Raw genomic sequence first — 17308 nt, forward strand, 5'->3', positions numbered from 1 at the left:
TGCACTGGTACAACTACCACCGACCCCACACCGGAATCAGCGGCCACACACCCGCCAGCCGCGTCACCAACCTCACCGAACAACACACCTAGGCGTCGGGGTCCGCCTCGGGGGCTTCCAGTTCATGGAGGAGTCCGTTGTAGAGGGTGGCGATCCGTGCGTCTCTTCGGGGCCGGCGTCCCTGAGCTGGGCCTGGTCTTCCACTCGCTTTCGCTGCCGTACCGTCGCTCCTCCAGGCGGTGCTGGTCGCCGGGCGCCGGGTGAGCAGCAGTTGCCGGTTGCAGGCGGGCAGGAAGGCCCCACCAGCTGGTGGGGCTCTTCCACCTCGACCCGGCGGCGTGCGGGGTAGTGACGTGGCGCTGGTTGCGTAGCGGGCGGCCGCGGGGGTGCGGCGGGCGTACGAGCGGCGGGGTCGGCAGGAGGCTGCGGTGCGGCGTTCGGCGTCGGTCGGGTGCGGGGAGGCGGGGTGGGCTACGGGGGGCCGGCTTTCCCGTAGAACGCTGCACCGGCCGTTCGGGATCACACCGTTGCTGCTTCGGGAGAACACCGCCGAGATCAATCGTCTGAAACGTCGGCTGGCCAGGGCAAGGGTGAGTCGGTATCAGTGGTGGGGGAACCGAACATTTCGGTGGTCTCTTTCCCGAGCCTTGCACCTGCCTCAGGCGACCTCGCTCGGCGCGTCTACTGGGGCCGGCGCGGCGGGGGGCGCGGCGCGTCGGGCGAGTTTGGTCTGGCCCAGGTAGAGGATGGTGGCGACGGCCAGGCCGACGATCCAGGAGACGTCTGCGCCGCCGAGGTCGTCGACCAGCGGGCCCGTGTAGAGCCCGCTGTTGATGAATGGGACTTGTGCCGCCATCGCGGCCACGTAGGCGGTGATCGCCGGCCAGTTCACCAGGCCGTAGCTGCCGCGCCGGTCGAAGAGCTGGTCGATCTCGTACTCGCCTTGCCGCACCAGGTAGTAGTCGGCGAGGTTGATGGCCGTCCATGGCACCAGCAGGTTGAGCAGGAACAGGGTGATGTTGAGGACCGTGTGCTGGATCTCGCCGCCTGACAGTAGCGTCACGGCGACGATGAGCGTGCCGGTGGCGAGGATGAATGCGGTGCGCACCATCGGTGTCGACCGGCCGTGGCCCTTCTCCGAGACCGCGCTGATCGCGGTGAGGAACATGCCGTAGTTGCCGTACGCGGCCGCCGGGATCGTCCCGAACAGGAGGGCGATCAGGATCAGTGAGCCCATGCCTGGGATCTGGTCGCCGAGCATGCCGATCGCGTCGCTCGCCACGGCTCCGGCGCTCACGGTCGCTGCCACCGCGCCCAGGACCATCACCCAGATCGAACCGAGGGCCGCGCCGGCATATGTCCATACGAAGGTGCGACCGGATGGCGTGTCCTCGGGCAGGTAGCGCGAGTAGTCGGAGACGTAGGGCGCCCAGGTGAGCTGCCAGCCGACGTAGATCGCGATCACCAGTAGCACGTTGCCGGGGGTGACGGCGGTGCCGGATGGCAGGTTGCCGGGCAGGTTTCCCAGGAGGGCCACGGTGAGGGCGGCGAAGAGGATCGCGGACACGACTGTCACGACTCTGGTGGCGAAATGGATGAGGCGGTAGCCGACAATCGCGACGATCGCCGGGAGCGTGACCTGGATCGCCACGGCCAGTGTGAAGGGGATGCCGGCCCAGGCCGCGAGGGCATGACCGGAGATGACGCTGCCCTCGATCGCGAAGCCGAGGTACATGCAGACCACCAGGGCTGCGGGGAGGATCGCGCCGACGAACCCGAACTGGGCGCGGCTCTGGATCATCTGCGGGACGCCCATCCGGGGCCCCTGGACGGAGTGGTATGCCATGAACAGGGCGCCTACCAGGTTCCCGGCGATGATCGCGAAGATCGCCCAGGGCAGGTCGAGCCCGATCAGGACGGCGAGCGCGCCGTTGACGAAGCCGGTGATCTGCAGGTTGCTGGAGAACCACACCGTGAACAGGTGCCAGGGCTTGCCGTGCCGTTCGGTCACCGGGACATAGTCGATCGAGTGCTGCTCGATGCGCTCGTTGCGCGGGGTCGTCATGGTCGTCACCGCCCGGCCTGAGCGGCGGCCCGCGCGATCGCTGCGAGCGCGGGGATGTGGTCGGGCCGGTGGTCGACGGGGCTGTCGCAACAGGAGAATTTCGCGACGACCACGTCGTTCTCCGGGTCCAGCCAGAGGTATTGGCCGAAGATCCCGACGGCGTAGAAGCTGCCTTGGCGGCTGTCGGGGATCCACCACTGGTTGCGGTAGGTGCCCGAGGCGCTGTCCTCGGGCACGGTGAAGTCGCCGCCGGCGCGGGTCTGCGCGATCCATTCCCTGGGGATGACCTGCGTGCCGTCGTACCAGCCGCCGTTGAGGACGAGTCGGCCGAAGCGCGCGAGGTCGCGCAGCCGCATGCCCATGCCGGCGCAGGCGTACGGCGTGCCGAGTGGGTCGACGGTGATGTAGGCGTTCGCTTCCGCGCCGATTCGCGACCAGATCCGGCTCTCCATCAGCGAGCGGTAGTCCTCACCGGCAGCTCGCTCCAGCGTCCAGGACAGGGCGTCGGTTGTCCCGGAGCAGTACTGGAACCGCGCGCCGTGCTCGCCGGCGCCGCGCAGCCCGGCGAGGAAGGCGCGGGTGCCGGGCGCGTCGTCCCCTGTGCGCGGCCGCCAGCCGGCGGCCCGGTCTCCTGCGTTGGCCTCGCTCGCCGGGTCCAGGTAGGTCATGTCGTAGTGGGGTGCGGCGGTCATGTCGAGGAGCTGGCGCACGGTGGCCTGGCCGAACGAGGTCCCGCTCAGCTCGGGCACGATGGTCGCGACGGTGTCCTCGGTGTCCAGTCGGCCTTCGGCTACCAGGGTGCCGGCGAGCATGCCGCAGAACGACTTCGAGATCGACATGACGATGTGCCGGGTCGTGGCGGTGTTGTCGCCGCGGTAGTCCTCGAAGAGCACCTCGTCGCCTCGCAGTACGAGGATCGCATCGGTCCGGGTCAGCTTGAGGAACTCGGCGGCCGGCACGGACCGGTTCTCCTCGACGGGCAGTTTGAGTGCCGCCCAGTCCAGGCCGATGGCGGCCTCGGTGAGCGTGCGCGGCGTGCCCGGTGCTGCAGCGATCTCGGCGCAGGCGATCAGGCGGTCGACTTGGTGCAGGCCATCGCGGTGGTGTGGTGGCGTGGCCCAGTTAGCGGTGGTGGCGTTCATGGCTCGATCGTGACGGCCACCACAGTCGTGCGTCCAAGACCTGTTCGCGGGGTTTCATCATGCCTTTTGTTTATGATCCGGGGATGGAGCTTCGTCACCTGCGGTACTTTCTGGCCGTGGCCGAGCTGGGTACCGTCACGGCGGCGGCCGCCCGCTTCCACATTGCGCAGCCGGCGATCTCGCGCCAGCTCCGCCGTCTTGAGCACGACCTGGGCGTTACTCTCTTCGCCCGGAGCGGACCGCGGCTGGCGCTGACCGAGGCGGGCCGCGCCATGCTCGAAGTTGCGAGGGATATCGTCACCCGGGCCGATCAGGCCGGGATGTTTGCGCAGCACATGGCGAACGGCTACCTGACCCGGCTCACCGTCGGCGCGGCGAGCACGAGCATCGACTATGTGCTGGCGCCCTTCGTCGCCGAGTTGGGCGAGCGCGATCCGTTCGTGACCGTCGACCTGGTGGCCCCGGACGCGGTCCACGAGGCGGTGCGTTCCAGGTACGATCTCGGCATCTCGGCCATGCCGCCGCCGGCCGACACCCTCGTCTGGCGGCATCTGACCGCCGTCCCTCTGCGTGCGTACGTCGGACGCGACGACGCATGGGCCGGCCGTTCGTCTGTGCGGCTCGACGAGTTGCTCGACCGCTTCCTCATTCTGCCGCCGAGGGCCGATCCGACCCGGATGGTCTTCGATGAGGCGCTGACCGTGGCCGGGCAGAGCGTGACGCGTCACGATGCTGTGGCCTCGCCTCCCCTGCGCCTGGCACTCGCCGCCTCGGGGCGCGGCGTCGCCATCGCGACCGACCTGGTCCGCTTCGACGCGCACCCGCTCTTCGTCCACGACCGGGAGGGGAGGCAGATCCAGCTCGCGATCCACGCGTGCTGGAACCGGGAGCATTACGCGGCTGCGGCGATCGGCGAGTTCGTCGACCGTTTCGCCGTCTTCGCCGAGACCCGGATCCGGGCGGCCGCGGAGCTGATCTCGACGCCTGGCTAGGCCCGGTGCCGCACGGTGGTGCCGCTCTTGTCGGTGCAGTGCCGCAGTGTGCCGTATCAGTTCATCCACGGGGTTGGACGCTCGACCCCACTGCTTGCCGTTCCGGAGTACAACACGAGCACGGCGGCAGGGCGGCCGGGCGACGGGCGCAGCGGCGGGACGCCGACGGCCGTGGTATGGCGGCAGGAAATCGGCAGCGGGGCTGCGAGGGCTGGAGGTAGCACGGCCCGGTCGGCGGCCGGTGGGCAGCGCAGGGACGACGACGGCACCGCGACGGCACCGGACGAACGGCGAAGGCGGTGACCGCAGCAGGCCGACGGCAGCGAGGGCAGGGCAGTGCCGGCGAGCAGCGGCCGGGGCACGGGCGGGACCGCGCAGCGCGGCGGCACGGCGGGCGCCGAGCGCATACGGGACGGCGGCGGGCAATGTGACGGGGCGGTGAGCGGGCGCCGCGGCGCGAAGACGGCGCCGGCGGCCGGCACGGACGGCGGGACGGCGGGGCTCCGCGGCCCCAGGGCGGGGCAGCGGCAGCGGTACGGCGGAGGCGCGGCGGGCATACGCGGCGGCCGAGGTGGCGCTCGGCTGCGGCCTGGGCACGAGGCGGTCGCCCGGCGTGTGCTCCTGCGGTGCCGGCACGCGGTGGTACGGGCCAGGATCCGGGGGCGTTAGCCGGGCGTTAGCGCCGTCACCGCGCTCGTTAGTGATCTGCCAGCGCGCCGCGGCACTCTCTGTCGTGTCAGGGGAAACGACCTCGTGCAGGATCGCGGCCCACGAACGAGAACCAGGGGAATCAGTCATGCGCACCACCACCCGTCCCACCCTGCTCGCCGTCGGCGCCGTCGCGACGCTCGCCCTGTCCTTGACCGCGTGCAACGACGGCAGCGGTACGCAGGGCAGCGGTGCCGCTGGCCCCAGCGCGTCGTCAGGTGCCTCGTCGGGCTCGTCCTCGGCGTCGGCGTCGGGTTCGTCGTCCGGGGGTTCGGCGTCGGTGTCGGCCGCGGGCTCGTCCTCGGCGTCGTCCGGGGGCGGGTCGAGCACGAGCGGTGGGGGCAGTTCGTCCTCCGGTGCTGGCGGGGGCGGCGTCATCGTGGCCTGTACGGCCAAGAACACCTCGGTGACGTTCCTCCAGTCCTCGGGTCACGCCAGTGACTCGCAGGCCGCCGACGCCACCCTCAAGATCACCAATAGCTCGGGTGCGCCCTGCACCATCGTCGGCCCGACGACCGTGGTTGCCGACGATGATCAGGGCAAGGCGAGCCCGGTCTCGGGGGACAATTCCGAGGGCGGCTCGGATGCGGTCGACGTCCCGGCGGGCGCCGCGGTGGTGGCGGACGTGATGTACAACGACGTGAACGGCCAGGGCACCGCGTCGGCCCGTTACACCTGCCCGGTGCAGGCGTCTCACGTCAAGGTCGCGCTGCCCAAGGACGTGGGCACCACGGTGAACGTGATGAAGGCGGACGGCTCGCCGGGCGGTGTGTTCAGCGTCTGTGGCACCGACTTCAAGGTCGGAGCGTTCGCAGCACGGTAGAGCTCGGCGCGGCCCCGTGCGTTCGCACGCTGCGGGTTTGGTGGCGGGTTCCCTTACGCGGCCTGGAGGGCCGGTGTGGCGTGACGGTCTCGAACTCGACGGGGTCAGCCGGCCGAGCGAGACTCGCCGGCCGCGCCGGTGTGCGGGTCTGATGCGGCCGAGACACTCGTCCTGGTGGCGAGCGACGCCGGCCGCGACGCCGGCGTCGCGCGGGCGGTGCGGCTGCCACGTTTCACCGGTGTCGCCCCCCGACGAACACGTTCGTTACGATCGGGTTATGACTGTGCGAAGAGAGCCGATCAGCCGCCGGGAGCGTCCGGCGAAGCCCGCTCTGTCCCGGCGCCGGATTGTGGACACCGCCGTGCGGATCATGCGGGCGGAGGGGCTGGGGAAGGTCACGATGCGCCGCTTGGCGCAGGAGCTGGATACCGGCCCGGCGTCGCTGTACGTCTACATCGCCAACACCGCCGAGCTGTACGCAGCCGTTCTGGATTCCCTGCTCGGCGAGGTCGAGCTGACCGGGCGGGAGGGCGGTGAGGACTGGCGTGAGCAGCTCCGTGCCGTGATGGCGTCGTACACCCGGGTGCTGTTCGAGCACCCGCAGCTCGCGCGGGCCGCGCTCGTCGCCCGCCCGAGCGGCGAGAACTACCTGCGCCTGGTGGAGCGCGTCCTCGGTCTCCTCTCGCAAAGCGGGGCCGGTCGCGAGCAGGTCGCCTGGGGGGTGGACAAACTGCTCCAGGACGCGACGGCCACCGCTGCCGAGCACTCGACGCGTGAGCACGATCCCGCCTCCGAGGGCGACTGGAACGCCACGGTGCGTGCACTGCACGCCGTGGATGCCGCCACGCATCCGGCGATCACCGCGCACATGCCCGCCCTGATCGGCGGCTCGGTGCCGGACAGGATCCGCTGGAGCTTCGACGTCCTCGTCGACGGCATCATGCACACACCTGTCCCGGGTGTAGTGGACTGATCCCCGGGCGGGGTGGCCCGTCCGGGCGGCGGGCGCGGCCGGGAAACGACGGTTCTCCTCGCTGCCTGCCCACCGACACGGAACGAACTTGTTCGCAACGAACACGTTCGTTACCGTGGGCGGAGCGTACGAGGCATTCCTTGCCTCCCCGCCGCGCAGCCGCCCTTGAAGGAGCCTTGCGGTACCCCGGCGGTGATGACTCGGCGCACCGAGGTGTTCCCCTGCTGCTTTCGGAGGCCCCATGACTACCCGCCATTTCCCGATCGTGATCGCCGGCGCAGGTCTTGGCGGCCTGACCGCCGCCCGTGTCCTGCACGTCAACGGCATCGAGTCGGCGATCTTCGAGCTGGAGGCGTCGGCGGCGGCCCGTACGCAGGGCGGGATGCTCGACATTCACGAGACCAACGGGCAGAAGGCCCTGCACGCCGCCGGCCTCCACGACGACTTCCTCAAGATCGTCCACGACGGTGGTCAGGCCATGCGCCTGCTCGGCCGCGACGGCACCGTTCACGTGGCCGAGGATGACGACGGCACCGGCGGCCGGCCGGAGGTGGACCGCGGCGACCTGCGGGACCTGCTGCTGGGCTCCCTGCCCGACGGCACGGTCCACTGGGGCCGCAAGGTCACCGGGGCCCGGGCGCTGGGCGACGGACGCCACGAGGTGACGTTCGCCGACGGCTCGGCCCTCACCACCGATCTCCTGGTCGGCGCGGACGGCGCCTGGTCCCGGATCAGGCCGCTGGTCTCGGACGCCTGGCCCGCCTACACCGGCATCTCCTTCGTCGAGACCGGCCTGTTCGACGCCGACACCCGCCACCCGCGCAGCGCCGCGCTCATCGGCGGCGGGTTCTTCATCGCCCTGGGGGACGAACGCGGTGTCCTCGCGCACCGGGAGAGCGACGGCAGTCTCCACGTCTACACGGCGCTCAAGGTCGACGAGGGCTGGCTGGACACCGTCGACTTCACCGACCACGCTGCCGCCAAGGCTGCGGTCCTCGCCCGCTTCGAGGACTGGGACGAGAGCCTGCGCGGCCTGGTCGCCGACGCGGAGACGATCACCCCGCGCCGTATTCACGCCCTGCCCGTGGGGCATCGCTGGGACCGCACCCAGGGCGTGACGCTGCTCGGTGACGCCGCCCACGTGATGTCCCCCTTCGCCGGGGAGGGCGCCAACCTCGCCATGTTCGACGGCGCCGAACTCGCCCTGGCCATCGCCGCGCATCCCGGCGACACCGAAGCTGCTCTGGCCGCGTACGAGCAGGCCCTCTTCCCGCGCAGCGAGGCGTCCGCCGCCGAGTCCGCCGCCAGCCTGGACACGATGTTCGGCGAGCGGGGCCTGGAGCAGATGGTCGCGTTCTGCACCTCCGGCCCGGCAGCCCAGTGAGGCCCGCTCCGACGGCCACCACTCCCTCGGTCACCGGACCCACCGCCTCAGCCAATCCGGGAGGTACCTATGACGATGCCCTCGGGCGCACCATCCCGCTACGGCCCGGCCTGGACCTCGAAGCGCGCGAGGCCGGCACGGGCAGCGACCCGGTCCTCGTCCTGCACGGCGGCCCCGGCCCGTCCAGCACCGAGGCCCTGACCGACCACCTCGCATCGGATGACAGGGTGATGGCGCCCACCCATCCGGGCGCTCGTCCTCATGGACGCCACGACCCGGATCGCGTATGCCCGCTGCTCGGCCGCCCAGCAGGAACTCGCCTCCCAACTCGCCGCGCTTGAACCGGTCTGCAGCGGCACCAGAAGACGAAGCCGCCGGTGCCGGCTTCGGGCGGGGGTTGCCGAGCAGGAAGAGCTTGCGGGTGGGGACCAAGGAGAAGAAGCCCTGTCGCATGCGGCGGGCTTTGATGAGTCGCCGCCGGTGAGGAGTTTGACGCGGGCTTCGTCGAAGCGGTCGCCGGCTTTGAGTCCGCTGCAGACGATGACGCGGCGACCGTGGAGTTCGGCGAGGTCGGTGAGGTTCGGCCCGTCTGCCTTCTCCTCCCTCCCTGGTAGGCGTGAGAATGCGACCAGGGCTTGGGAAGAGTGACGGAGGGGGCGGCATGGGTGCGGCAGCGGACCATCCTCGGGTGGGTACGGCGGAGGGTGTGGTCGAGGGGCGTTGGCGTTCGGGGCGGGCGGAGTTCCGGGGTGTTTCCTACGCCCGGCCTCCAGTGGGCGGTCTCCGCTTCGCCGCGCCCGCGCCGCCGGGGTCTTGGGACGGTACGCGGCAGGCCGCCGATTTCGGGCCGCTGCCTCCGCAGTCCGGGCCGGTTCAGGCCGAATCGGCGCACGGGGACGACTGGCTGACGCTCAACGTCTCCACCCCGGACCCCGGTGCGACGGGACTGCCCGTGCTGGTGTGGATTCCCGGCGGGGCGTACATCACGGGTGTGGGCAGCGACCCGGCGTACGACGCCGCGCGGCTCTGCCGGGCCGGGCTCGTCGTCGTGTCCGTCAACTACCGGGTCGGTGTTGAGGGGTTCGGCCACGTAGCGGGCGCTCCGGCCAACCGGGGGCTTCTCGATCAGATCGCCGCGCTCGCATGGGTGCAGCGCAACATCGTCCGGTTCGGGGGTGATCCTTCTCTGGTCACGGTGGCCGGGCAGTCCGCGGGGGCGGGGTCGATCGCCGCGCTGCTCACGATGAGGCCGGCGCGTGAGTTGTTCCGGCGGGCCATCGCCCACTCGGTGCCGGGCAATCACATCACTCCCGCGCTGGCGAGGGAGGTGGCCGCCGTGCTTGCGGGCCGGTTCGGGGTGGCGCCCACCGCCGATGCCCTGAGGGATGTCGATCCGTGGCATCTGGCCGATGAGCTCACCGCGTTCGGCGGCGTCCTCGCGGCCGATCCCGTGCGCTGGGGCCGGCTGGCCCGGCTGGGAGTGCCCGTCTGCCCCGTGGTGGACACCGATGTCCTGCCGCAGACGCCGTGGTCCGCGCTGGCAGGAGGCCGTGCGGACGGCATCGAGTTGCTCGTCGGGCACACGCGGGATGAGTTCCGGCTCTTCTCCGTGATGGCCGGGCGGTGGGGGACCTTCACCGACGACGACGCCCAGACCGCCCTCGACTTGTTTGCCCCGAAGCCGCACGGCGCGGCCGCCTATCGGGCCGCCTTCCCCGGTGCCACCGCCGGGGAGCTGCTGGAGACGGTGGAATCCGACGCGCTGTTCCGGATGCCGTCCCTGCACCTGGCCCAGGCCAACATGATGGCCGGCGGTACGTCGTACCTCTTCGAACTCTGTTTGGCCTCGACCACGTCCAGTGGTGTCCTGGGGGCTTGTCACAGTCTCGACGTGCCTCTTGCCTTCGGCACGTGGGACAGTCCCGCCGGCAGAGGCTTGTTCGGCGACGTACCCGGCCCCGCGGCTCTGCGAGTCTCCCAGGAAATCGGAGACGCATGGGTCCGGTTCGCCGGTACCGGCGACCCCGGATGGGCGGCGTACCGCCCTGATCGGCGGCTGACCCGCGTGTGGGACGCCGAGTCGGTGACGGTGCCCTTTCCCGAAGAGGCCTCCCGGCAGATCTGGGAGGGGCATACTCCGGCCCCGTTCGACATCGCCACCGGTCGAGGATGACCGGTGGCGGCGTCATGTGTGCACCGCCAGCAGCGCGTTGGGGACCGCGTGGGCGAAGACGCGCCGGGTATGACGCGCCGTCCTCGCCGGACCTCCCCGGTTCGCCGGCCCGCCGTCAGTTACTGATTGCCGCTGGTGCGGGACGGGCGCCAAGCACCACGGTCGGCGCGGTCGGCGCGGTCGGCGCGGTCGGCGCGGTCGGCGCCGGCGTAGCGTAGGCAAGATGCGTGGTGGCTTTGTTCACCGGTTTCGACAGCAGTTGTTCAGCCTTCGCAAGGCACGCGGGCTGCGGCGTGTGCGATGTTCACGCGTAGCGACAGTGCCCACGCATGCCGGTGAGAAGGTTCCGTTTCAGGCGGGCCCATGAGCTGCTGGATGCTCCCGCGGTGCGGATGGTCGGGATCGGTGGGGCAGGCGAAGACGGTGCGTTCGCCGGAGGGGCCCGCGGTGACCTCGGTGGGTGTGCGGACCGCAAGGCGGGCAGGTCTCGGTCCTAGCGGCCGGCCGTCGGTGTGGGCGTCGCGTGCCACTCGCGGCGGAGGAGGCCGAAGATCCAGGAGTCGGAGACGTCGCCGTTGACGACGCAGTCCTCGCGGAGGGTGCCTTCGCGGACGAAGCCGAGCTTCTCCAGGACCCGGGCGGACGCCACGTTGCGGGTGTCGGTCTCGGCCTGGACGCGGTTCAGGTCCAGGGTGCCGAACGCCCACCGCAGGACGGCGTGCGCGGCCTCCGTGGCGTAGCCGTGGCCCCACGCGGCGGCGTCGAAGACGTAGCCCAGGGACGCGCTGCGGAAGTCCGGGTTCCAGCCGGTCAGGCCGCACCAGCCGATGAACGCGCCGTCAAAGACGCGGTCGACGGCCACCCGCGCCCCCGTGCCTTCCTCCTCGATCGTCCGGCAGGTCGCGAGGAAACGTTGGGCCCGGGCCGGTTCCGTCCACGGCGGGGAGTCCCAGTAACGCAGCACGTGGGCGCTGCTGTGCAGCGCGTAGAGCGGCGCCGCGTCGGCGTCGGTGAACGGCCGCAGCCGCAGGCGGGCGGTGCGCAGCCCGGGGGTGGGCAAAGTCATGCGGAGCATCCTGCCGCGTCACGCCCGCCCCTGGCCATCCGTTTATCCGGACGGCCAGGGGCGGGTACGCCCCCGGTGACGCCGGACGCGCCGCATGGGCGGGGAGTCGGCAGTCCCGTGCCGGCACGGCGAGCAAACGTCGGCCGTACCGGAGCGCCGAACCGTGAGCGTCTCGATTCCTCTCGGGCGGCGACTGCCTCCCAAACCGGTGTATATCCGCTGCCTGTTCTCGCGGGCAGAGCCGCTCCGCGAATCGCGGCATGCGCTGTGCCTGCAGGACGAGCGCAGAAGGGGGCCACCGGCGGGCGTGTCCGGCGTACTCTCCGCAGATGTCACAGGCGACGGGGCGTGCATCCGCCCCGTCGTCCCGCCACACTTCCTGCACTCTGGCACACAGTGCCGTCAATCTCAGGAGCCTCATGTCTCACGCCCGGCCCGTGCGCAAGCCATCAGCGAGAACGGCGATGGCCGTCGGAATCCTGGCGGTTTCGGCCGCCACCTTCCTCGTATGGCCGGCTTCGGCCGGCTCCGCCGCGAACGGCGCGTCCCAGGCGGCACCCGCCAAGGTGGCCGGCGAAGGCCGCGGCCCGGCCGCCGCCCTCCCGTCCGCGAAGGCTGGGCGGGTGCTCTGGACCCCGAAAATCACCGCCGGCCGGGGCGCGTTTCCCAGCGTCCAGTGCGCCACCGGCGGCTTCAGGGTGGTGCGCGACCCGGTCAAGGGCAAGGTCTGGCGCGCGCATCAGCCCGGCGGTCAGGAGCGCTGCGAGGCGGTCGGGCCGACCCTGAAGTCCGGCAGCACCTTTTACCTGGGCTGGTCGTCCAAGGTCGACATCCGTGACAGCAAGAACCGGTACATCTTTCAGCTGAAGTGCAGCCCGAGTACCGGCACGGCCAACCACCCGGTCGAGCTGGACGCCACCAAGGGCCGCGTCCGCCTGCAGGCATGGACCCACCGCCACGTCGCGGTGCCGCTGTGGAGCGCCCCGGTCAAGAAGGGCTCGTGGCACTCCTATGTCCTGAAGATCCGTGAGGGCCGTTCCAAGGGCACCGTTGAGCTCTGGTTCGACGGTGTCAAGCAGCGGTTCGCCAACGGTACGACGCGGTACACCGGCACCACCTACGACGGCACCACCAACTACCTCAAGTGGGGCTCCTACCACCCGTCGAAGGGCGACGCGACCCACTGGTTCACCTCGCCCCGCATGGCCACGACGCGGGCGGCGGCGGCCGGTTCGTGATCCCCGCCTGACGCGGCACGGCACAGCTCGCGGCGCCGTCGAGTCCTCCGGATCGCCCTTGGGAGCGGGCTGGCCGTTTCGCTCGTCTCGCCGCGGTGAGCCGGCTCCGAGCAGGTGGAGGCCGTTGGCGCGGCAAAGCTGTTTCGGTGGCCGGCATGTTCTTCGTCCGGATTCCGGCTCCGCCAAAATTCCCAGCCAACTCCGTTGACAGGTGCCGAAGCGGCGGCGCGCGGGGCACCGAGACGCCGGGCGGTCACGGCGGCCAGCAGCCGGCGGTCCGGCAGTGGCTGGGAAGCTCGATGCGCGGGCGGCACGGCGGTGCAGGACGCGGGGAGCCCGAGGGCACCGGATCGGGCCGACAGCGGACAGCGCGCGGGCGGCGGCCGGACGACGGTGAACCGGAACGGGTACGGGACGAGGCCGAGCGGCACGGGACGGGCTGGCAGCGGAAGGGCACGGCGGGCGGGCACAGCGAGGAGGGGAGGCGCAGCAGCGTACGGTCGCGGACGGCGGTGCCGAGCAGCGGCGGCACGCAGGCCGGGCGCAGGCCGACGACGCAGGCCGGGCGGGCCGCGCAGGTGCCGGGCACCGCGGCACGAGCCCCGAGGCCGGCCGGGCAGCTTCGCGTGGTGGAGGAGGGTTGGTGCTCCCCTCGTTTCGCTGCGTTCTGCGCCGGCACCCACACGGGCCTGCGGAGCCCGTCAGCGCTACGACCGGCTCTTCGCCTGCCGCGTCCAGCCGTCCGGGAGCGTGTCAACGGCCGGGCCGGTTTCTCTCGCTCTTGGCGCCGGTCCGGCTGCTGGGGCGGTGCGTACGTTGGCCGTCCCGGCGCACCGGGGTGCTCCATCGGCGTCGCCCTGTTCGTCGTAGCGGTCCGCGCGGGCGCGGGAGTCGCAGGCCGCCTTGGTGAAGGCGTCCTTGAGGTGGCGCAGCGCTCGGCCGTGAGGTCGAGGGCTTCCAAGTGCGTGCGGGCTCCCGCAGGGCCCGCAGCGCTGTCAGGGCGTCGCCTGCCCGCGGTGGGTTCCTGGTTCTGTCGTGCTGCTCGGGGCCGGCGGCTGTGAGCAGTTGCTCGGGCACGGCCTGCTGCTGGTGGGCGACGAGTCGTACGCCGGACCCCGCACGGCGGCGGCGGTGGCCGCGGGGCGTGGCTTCTCCCGGACCGTCGCACCGGCGGGGACGGCGCGGTCGTGGTTCAGCATGACGCGGGGGATCTCCCGCTCCCCCGCCGTCCGGCCCCGGTGGCGGGCGCGGACGGTGCATCGGGATCGGCCGGGGCTGCCGGTCCGGGCCGGGCGCGGGGCGGGTGGGCGACGTCGACCACCGCGGCGGCGACCACCGCGGCGGCGCGGGCCCGGATCGCCGCGGCTGCGGCGCGGGCGTGTTCGAGGAGGGAGTTGATGATGTCGGCGGCGACACCGCAAGGGGAGGATCGCGTTCGCCTTCCGCCGCGCGCGCAGCTGCGCGCGCGGCGGGCCTTCTGGCCGCCAGTCCCCAGGAACCGACCACACCGGTGACCGTGTGGGGTGGGTTTCCGGGGGCAGATCGCTCCAGGTTCCTGCGGCCTCGGTTGCGGTGCGTGCCACGGTGATCTGGTGGTGGCCCGGGCGGCGGCGGGGCATACGTGGGTGCTAGAGCTTGCTCGCCTCCCGGACGCGGTGGAGGTGGATCAGGACGTCGTAGGCCCGGCCGATGGCGATCTCAGGGGTTTTGCCCTCCGGGTACTGCGTGCCGACGCTGTACGTCGGGCGTGGGATGTCCAGCCAGGTGCGGGCGGCGGCCGGGGCCTTACGCAGGTCGGCGTAGTAGTCGCGGTAGCGGACCTGGTCGAGGGTGTGCTCGTTGGTGCCGGGGCCGGCCGGAGGGAGGGTGAAGCTTTTCCACTCGCCGCCGAGTGCCTGGTCCTTGGAGAGGAAGGAGCCCTGGCCGAAGGTGGTGCCGATGGCGAGGTAGCCGGCGCCCAGGGTGTCGCGGAGGAACGCGCCCTGGGTCTTCGGATACATCGCGGGGTCGGTGGCCAGGTAGCCGGCATGGGTGTTGTGGGCGGACAGCACAATCCTGCCGCCGGTCCGCTGCTGCCACCACGCCGTGGTCTGGGCCATGACCTGGTCACGGTAGCGCTCCATGGCGGTCAGCGACTTCGGATCGCCGGTATCGACGGTGAGGAAGGTGTAGGTCTGGGCGAGGTTGCGGGCGTTTTGCAGGGCGAACTCGAAGCCGTCGTTGCCCGGCTGGCCCTGGCTTTCCATCAGTTCGAGGATCTGCTGTGCCCGCAAGGCGTTCTGCTGCCGCTGTGCGAGCGGCAGCTTCAGGTAGGCGAATGCGTCATCGACCGGGCGCAGGCCGGTGAGGAGTTCGTTCAGGCGCGGCAAGGACTGCGGGCAAGTCCGCCGGACGTAGTCGGTGACCGTGCCGAGGACCTGCTGGTCGAGCCTGGGGGCGCTGATGTCGTCGCCCAAGAAGTGCACCGGACGGTCGGGGTGGTGGCGGTTGTGGTCGCGCATCCACTGGATGAGGGTCACGAATTCCTCCCGGTCCCAGGGGGACCCGGCCAGCACCTCGTGCACGACCTGGCGTGCATTGCCGTCGCCGTGCTGGAGATAGTCGTCGATCCGCAGCCCTGCCGACCAGCTGATCTCCAGGGCGAAGGTGGTGAATTCCTTCTGCTCGACGAGATAGCGGAAGACCCGGTCCTTCAGCGCGAAGAACTCGTGCGAGCCGTGCGTGGCTTCGCCCAGCCCCACCACCTTGGCACCGCCGACCATGGCCCCCAGAGCGCGCAGGTCCGCCGTGCTGGTGCCCGGTTCGGCCAACCGCAGCGGACGGGCGATCCGGTCCAGCGCCCGGACCGGGGAGGATGCGGTGGCGGACGCCACCGGGGCCACCGGTATCGCCGGTGCCACCGGTATCGCCGGGGCCGCCGGTATCGCCGGTACCGGTGCCGCCGATGCCGCCGGTACCGGTGCCGCCGATGCCGCCGATGCCGCCGGTATCGCCGGTGCCGGTGCTGCCGGTGCCGCCGGTGCTGCCGGTATCGCCGGTGCCACCGGTGCCACCGGTATCGCCGGTGCCGCCGGTGCCGCCGGTGCCGCCGGTGCCGCCGGTGCCGCCGGTGCCGCCGGTATCGCGTACGCGGCTGTCGCGGGGGCCGGCGCCGCCGCCACGACGAGGGCCACCGCCACGAGCCGTTTCCTGCTGCCGGTCATGTCTGGCCACTCCTCAGCCTATGTGCTGTCAAACGTTGCTGAGAAGATCATCAAGCCATGGCAGGCCCGGCGCGTTGGGGCAGGCCCGGCAATTTCACGGGGGACAGCCCCATGGTTCACGGTCATAAAATCCCTGCCCTGGGTCTGTGCCGGCGAGGTGGGGGCCCCTTTCAGACCGTCCCGCCGGCGGCGTGCGCAACCACCGGTTCCGTGAGTTGTGGACTCGCGGGAGCTCTGCGGGGAGGCGGTGTCGTACGGCAGGACTGGGCGAGCCTGCGCGCGGTTACCAAAGCGGCACGGCCGGGTTGACCAACTCGGGCGCCGGTTGGCCAACCCCGCCGTTCACCCCCGCAGGTCACAGCCGCCGGGCGATGCGGTCTCCCACCGGATCGGGCACCACCGAATACACCCAGCCGACGAGCACCGCCGAGGGCGACCGCCGCTGATCGCGCTGTGCGGGCGAGGAGTTTTCCCGGGGCCTGGCCGGAGGAGCGGATCAGCGCAGTCCGGCGAAGAGGTCCCTCTCGGGTACGGGCGCGCCGGTGGTGTCCTGGACACGTACGAACGTCTCCATGCCCATCAACTCGCCGAACCTCGCCTTGCCCATTTTGAGGAAGAATATGTTCTCGCCCTGGCTGGCATGGGCGGCGAGCGCGTCGAATTTCTGGTCGCTGAATGCGGTGGTGTCCACCCATGTGGTGATCTCGTCGTCGGGGAGACCGATCTCGGCAATCGCGGCGGCTTCGGCGGGATCCGGCTCCGGCATGTCCTCGCTGAACTCCCGCATGGCTTCTCCGAACCGCCGCATCGTTGAGCGGGGCATCGTCGTCCAGTACACCTTCGGTGTCAGTTCCGTCTTCTCCAGCGCCGCCATCGTGACGCGGTGGGCCTGGATGTGATCGGGGTGGCCGTAGAAGCCGTTTTCGTCATAAGTGACGACCACATCGGGTTGGTAGCGCTGAATGAGTTCCGTCAGTCGGACGGCGGCTTCTTCCACGGAGGTCTGCCAGAAAGATTCGGGGGCGTCGTTACTCGGCCAGCCCACCATTCCGGAGTCGGGATAGTCCAGCATTTCCAGATCGCTGATCTTCAGGGCTTCACAGCTCACCTTCAGCTCTTGACGGCGCATCAAAGCAACGGCTGTCGGATCGTGCTCGGGATCGCCCGGCTTGGCGCCTGCCGGTCCGTCGCCGCAACGACCGTCGGTACAGGTCACAAGAACGGTGCGCATGCCTTCTGCCGCGTATCGCGCGAAGATTCCTCCGGTACTGGTCGCCTCGTCATCGGGGTGGGCGTGCACTGCCATGAGCGTCAAGGGACGGTCGGTCATGAACACATTCTCCTGTGGTGATACAGCCTGGTCCGGGCGCGCGGCGGGTTTACCACGGTCTTGAGTGCGGGTTCCGGCACTGGCGGACGTCCCCGCGGTGACCGTGTTCCCGCCGATGCGTCGGTGCGTCGGTGCGTCGGTGCGTCGGTGCGTCGGTGCGTCGGTGCGTCGGTGCGTCGGTGCGTCGGTGCGTCGGTGCGTCGGTTGATGC

The 17308-nt window shown here is 71.0% G+C and carries 12 protein-coding genes and 1 pseudogene; 7 read left to right on the plus strand and 6 right to left on the minus strand.

Annotated features, from left to right (window positions below):
- Positions 1–658: 658 nt before the first annotated feature.
- Both ACF1BH_RS30620 and ACF1BH_RS30625 read right to left on the minus strand, forming a co-directional pair.
- Positions 659–2065: a purine-cytosine permease family protein gene (locus tag ACF1BH_RS30620; RefSeq protein WP_391647679.1), complete on the minus strand. Its 1407-nt coding sequence runs from the start codon at positions 2063–2065 to the stop codon at positions 659–661.
- A gap of 5 nt (positions 2066–2070) precedes the next feature.
- The gene (locus tag ACF1BH_RS30625) at positions 2071–3207 is read right to left on the minus strand and encodes a serine hydrolase domain-containing protein (RefSeq protein WP_391647680.1); all 1137 of its coding nucleotides are present in this window, start codon (positions 3205–3207) and stop codon (positions 2071–2073) included.
- Between the two features lie 83 nt (positions 3208–3290).
- Between ACF1BH_RS30625 and ACF1BH_RS30630 the strand changes: the two genes are divergently transcribed.
- From ACF1BH_RS30630 to ACF1BH_RS30645, 4 genes are all read left to right on the plus strand, one after another.
- Positions 3291–4199 carry a LysR family transcriptional regulator gene (locus ACF1BH_RS30630; RefSeq protein WP_391647681.1) on the plus strand — a complete coding sequence of 303 codons (909 nt, stop codon included), beginning with the start codon at positions 3291–3293 and terminating at the stop codon, positions 4197–4199.
- 796 nt (positions 4200–4995) lie between these two features.
- Entirely contained in the window at positions 4996–5730 is a 735-nt protein-coding gene (locus tag ACF1BH_RS30635; RefSeq protein WP_391647682.1) for a DUF4232 domain-containing protein, read from the plus strand.
- Positions 5731–6007: 277 nt separating this feature from the next.
- Positions 6008–6703 (plus strand): TetR/AcrR family transcriptional regulator, encoded by a 696-nt coding sequence (locus tag ACF1BH_RS30640; RefSeq protein ID WP_391647683.1) that lies wholly within the window; start codon positions 6008–6010, stop codon positions 6701–6703.
- A 241-nt stretch (positions 6704–6944) separates the two neighbouring features.
- Positions 6945–8087 carry an FAD-dependent oxidoreductase gene (locus ACF1BH_RS30645; protein ID WP_391647684.1) on the plus strand — a complete coding sequence of 381 codons (1143 nt, stop codon included), beginning with the start codon at positions 6945–6947 and terminating at the stop codon, positions 8085–8087.
- 325 nt (positions 8088–8412) lie between these two features.
- On the opposite strand, the pseudogene ACF1BH_RS30650 reads toward ACF1BH_RS30645, so the two are convergent.
- A pseudogene (locus ACF1BH_RS30650) lies at positions 8413–8662 on the minus strand (DNA primase); the annotation flags it as partial.
- Between the two features lie 113 nt (positions 8663–8775).
- On the opposite strand from ACF1BH_RS30650, the gene ACF1BH_RS30655 reads away from it, so the two are divergent.
- On the plus strand, positions 8776–10260 hold the full coding sequence (locus tag ACF1BH_RS30655) for a carboxylesterase/lipase family protein (RefSeq protein WP_391647685.1): 1485 nt from the start codon (positions 8776–8778) through the stop codon (positions 10258–10260).
- 493 nt (positions 10261–10753) lie between these two features.
- Here ACF1BH_RS30655 and ACF1BH_RS30660 read toward each other — a convergent pair whose 3' ends face one another.
- Positions 10754–11326 (minus strand): GNAT family N-acetyltransferase, encoded by a 573-nt coding sequence (locus ACF1BH_RS30660; protein ID WP_391647687.1) that lies wholly within the window; start codon positions 11324–11326, stop codon positions 10754–10756.
- A gap of 464 nt (positions 11327–11790) precedes the next feature.
- On the opposite strand from ACF1BH_RS30660, the gene ACF1BH_RS30665 reads away from it, so the two are divergent.
- Positions 11791–12564 (plus strand): heparin lyase I family protein, encoded by a 774-nt coding sequence (locus ACF1BH_RS30665; RefSeq protein WP_391647688.1) that lies wholly within the window; start codon positions 11791–11793, stop codon positions 12562–12564.
- Between the two features lie 1628 nt (positions 12565–14192).
- Here ACF1BH_RS30665 and ACF1BH_RS30670 read toward each other — a convergent pair.
- Positions 14193–15437 carry an erythromycin esterase family protein gene (locus tag ACF1BH_RS30670; protein WP_391647689.1) on the minus strand — a complete coding sequence of 415 codons (1245 nt, stop codon included), beginning with the start codon at positions 15435–15437 and terminating at the stop codon, positions 14193–14195.
- Between ACF1BH_RS30670 and ACF1BH_RS30675 the strand changes: the two genes are divergently transcribed.
- Positions 15424–15981, plus strand: a complete 558-nt coding sequence (locus ACF1BH_RS30675; RefSeq protein WP_391647690.1) for a hypothetical protein — start codon at positions 15424–15426, stop codon at positions 15979–15981. The genes ACF1BH_RS30670 and ACF1BH_RS30675 overlap by 14 nt on opposite strands.
- 282 nt (positions 15982–16263) lie before the next feature.
- Here the strand turns inward: ACF1BH_RS30675 and ACF1BH_RS30680 are convergent, their stop codons facing one another.
- Positions 16264–17097 carry a PIG-L family deacetylase gene (locus ACF1BH_RS30680; RefSeq protein ID WP_391647692.1) on the minus strand — a complete coding sequence of 278 codons (834 nt, stop codon included), beginning with the start codon at positions 17095–17097 and terminating at the stop codon, positions 16264–16266.
- Between the last annotated feature and the right edge of the window lie 211 nt (positions 17098–17308).

Source organism: Streptomyces sp. NPDC014733, assembly GCF_043083385.1.
GTDB lineage: Bacteria > Actinomycetota > Actinomycetes > Streptomycetales > Streptomycetaceae > Streptomyces.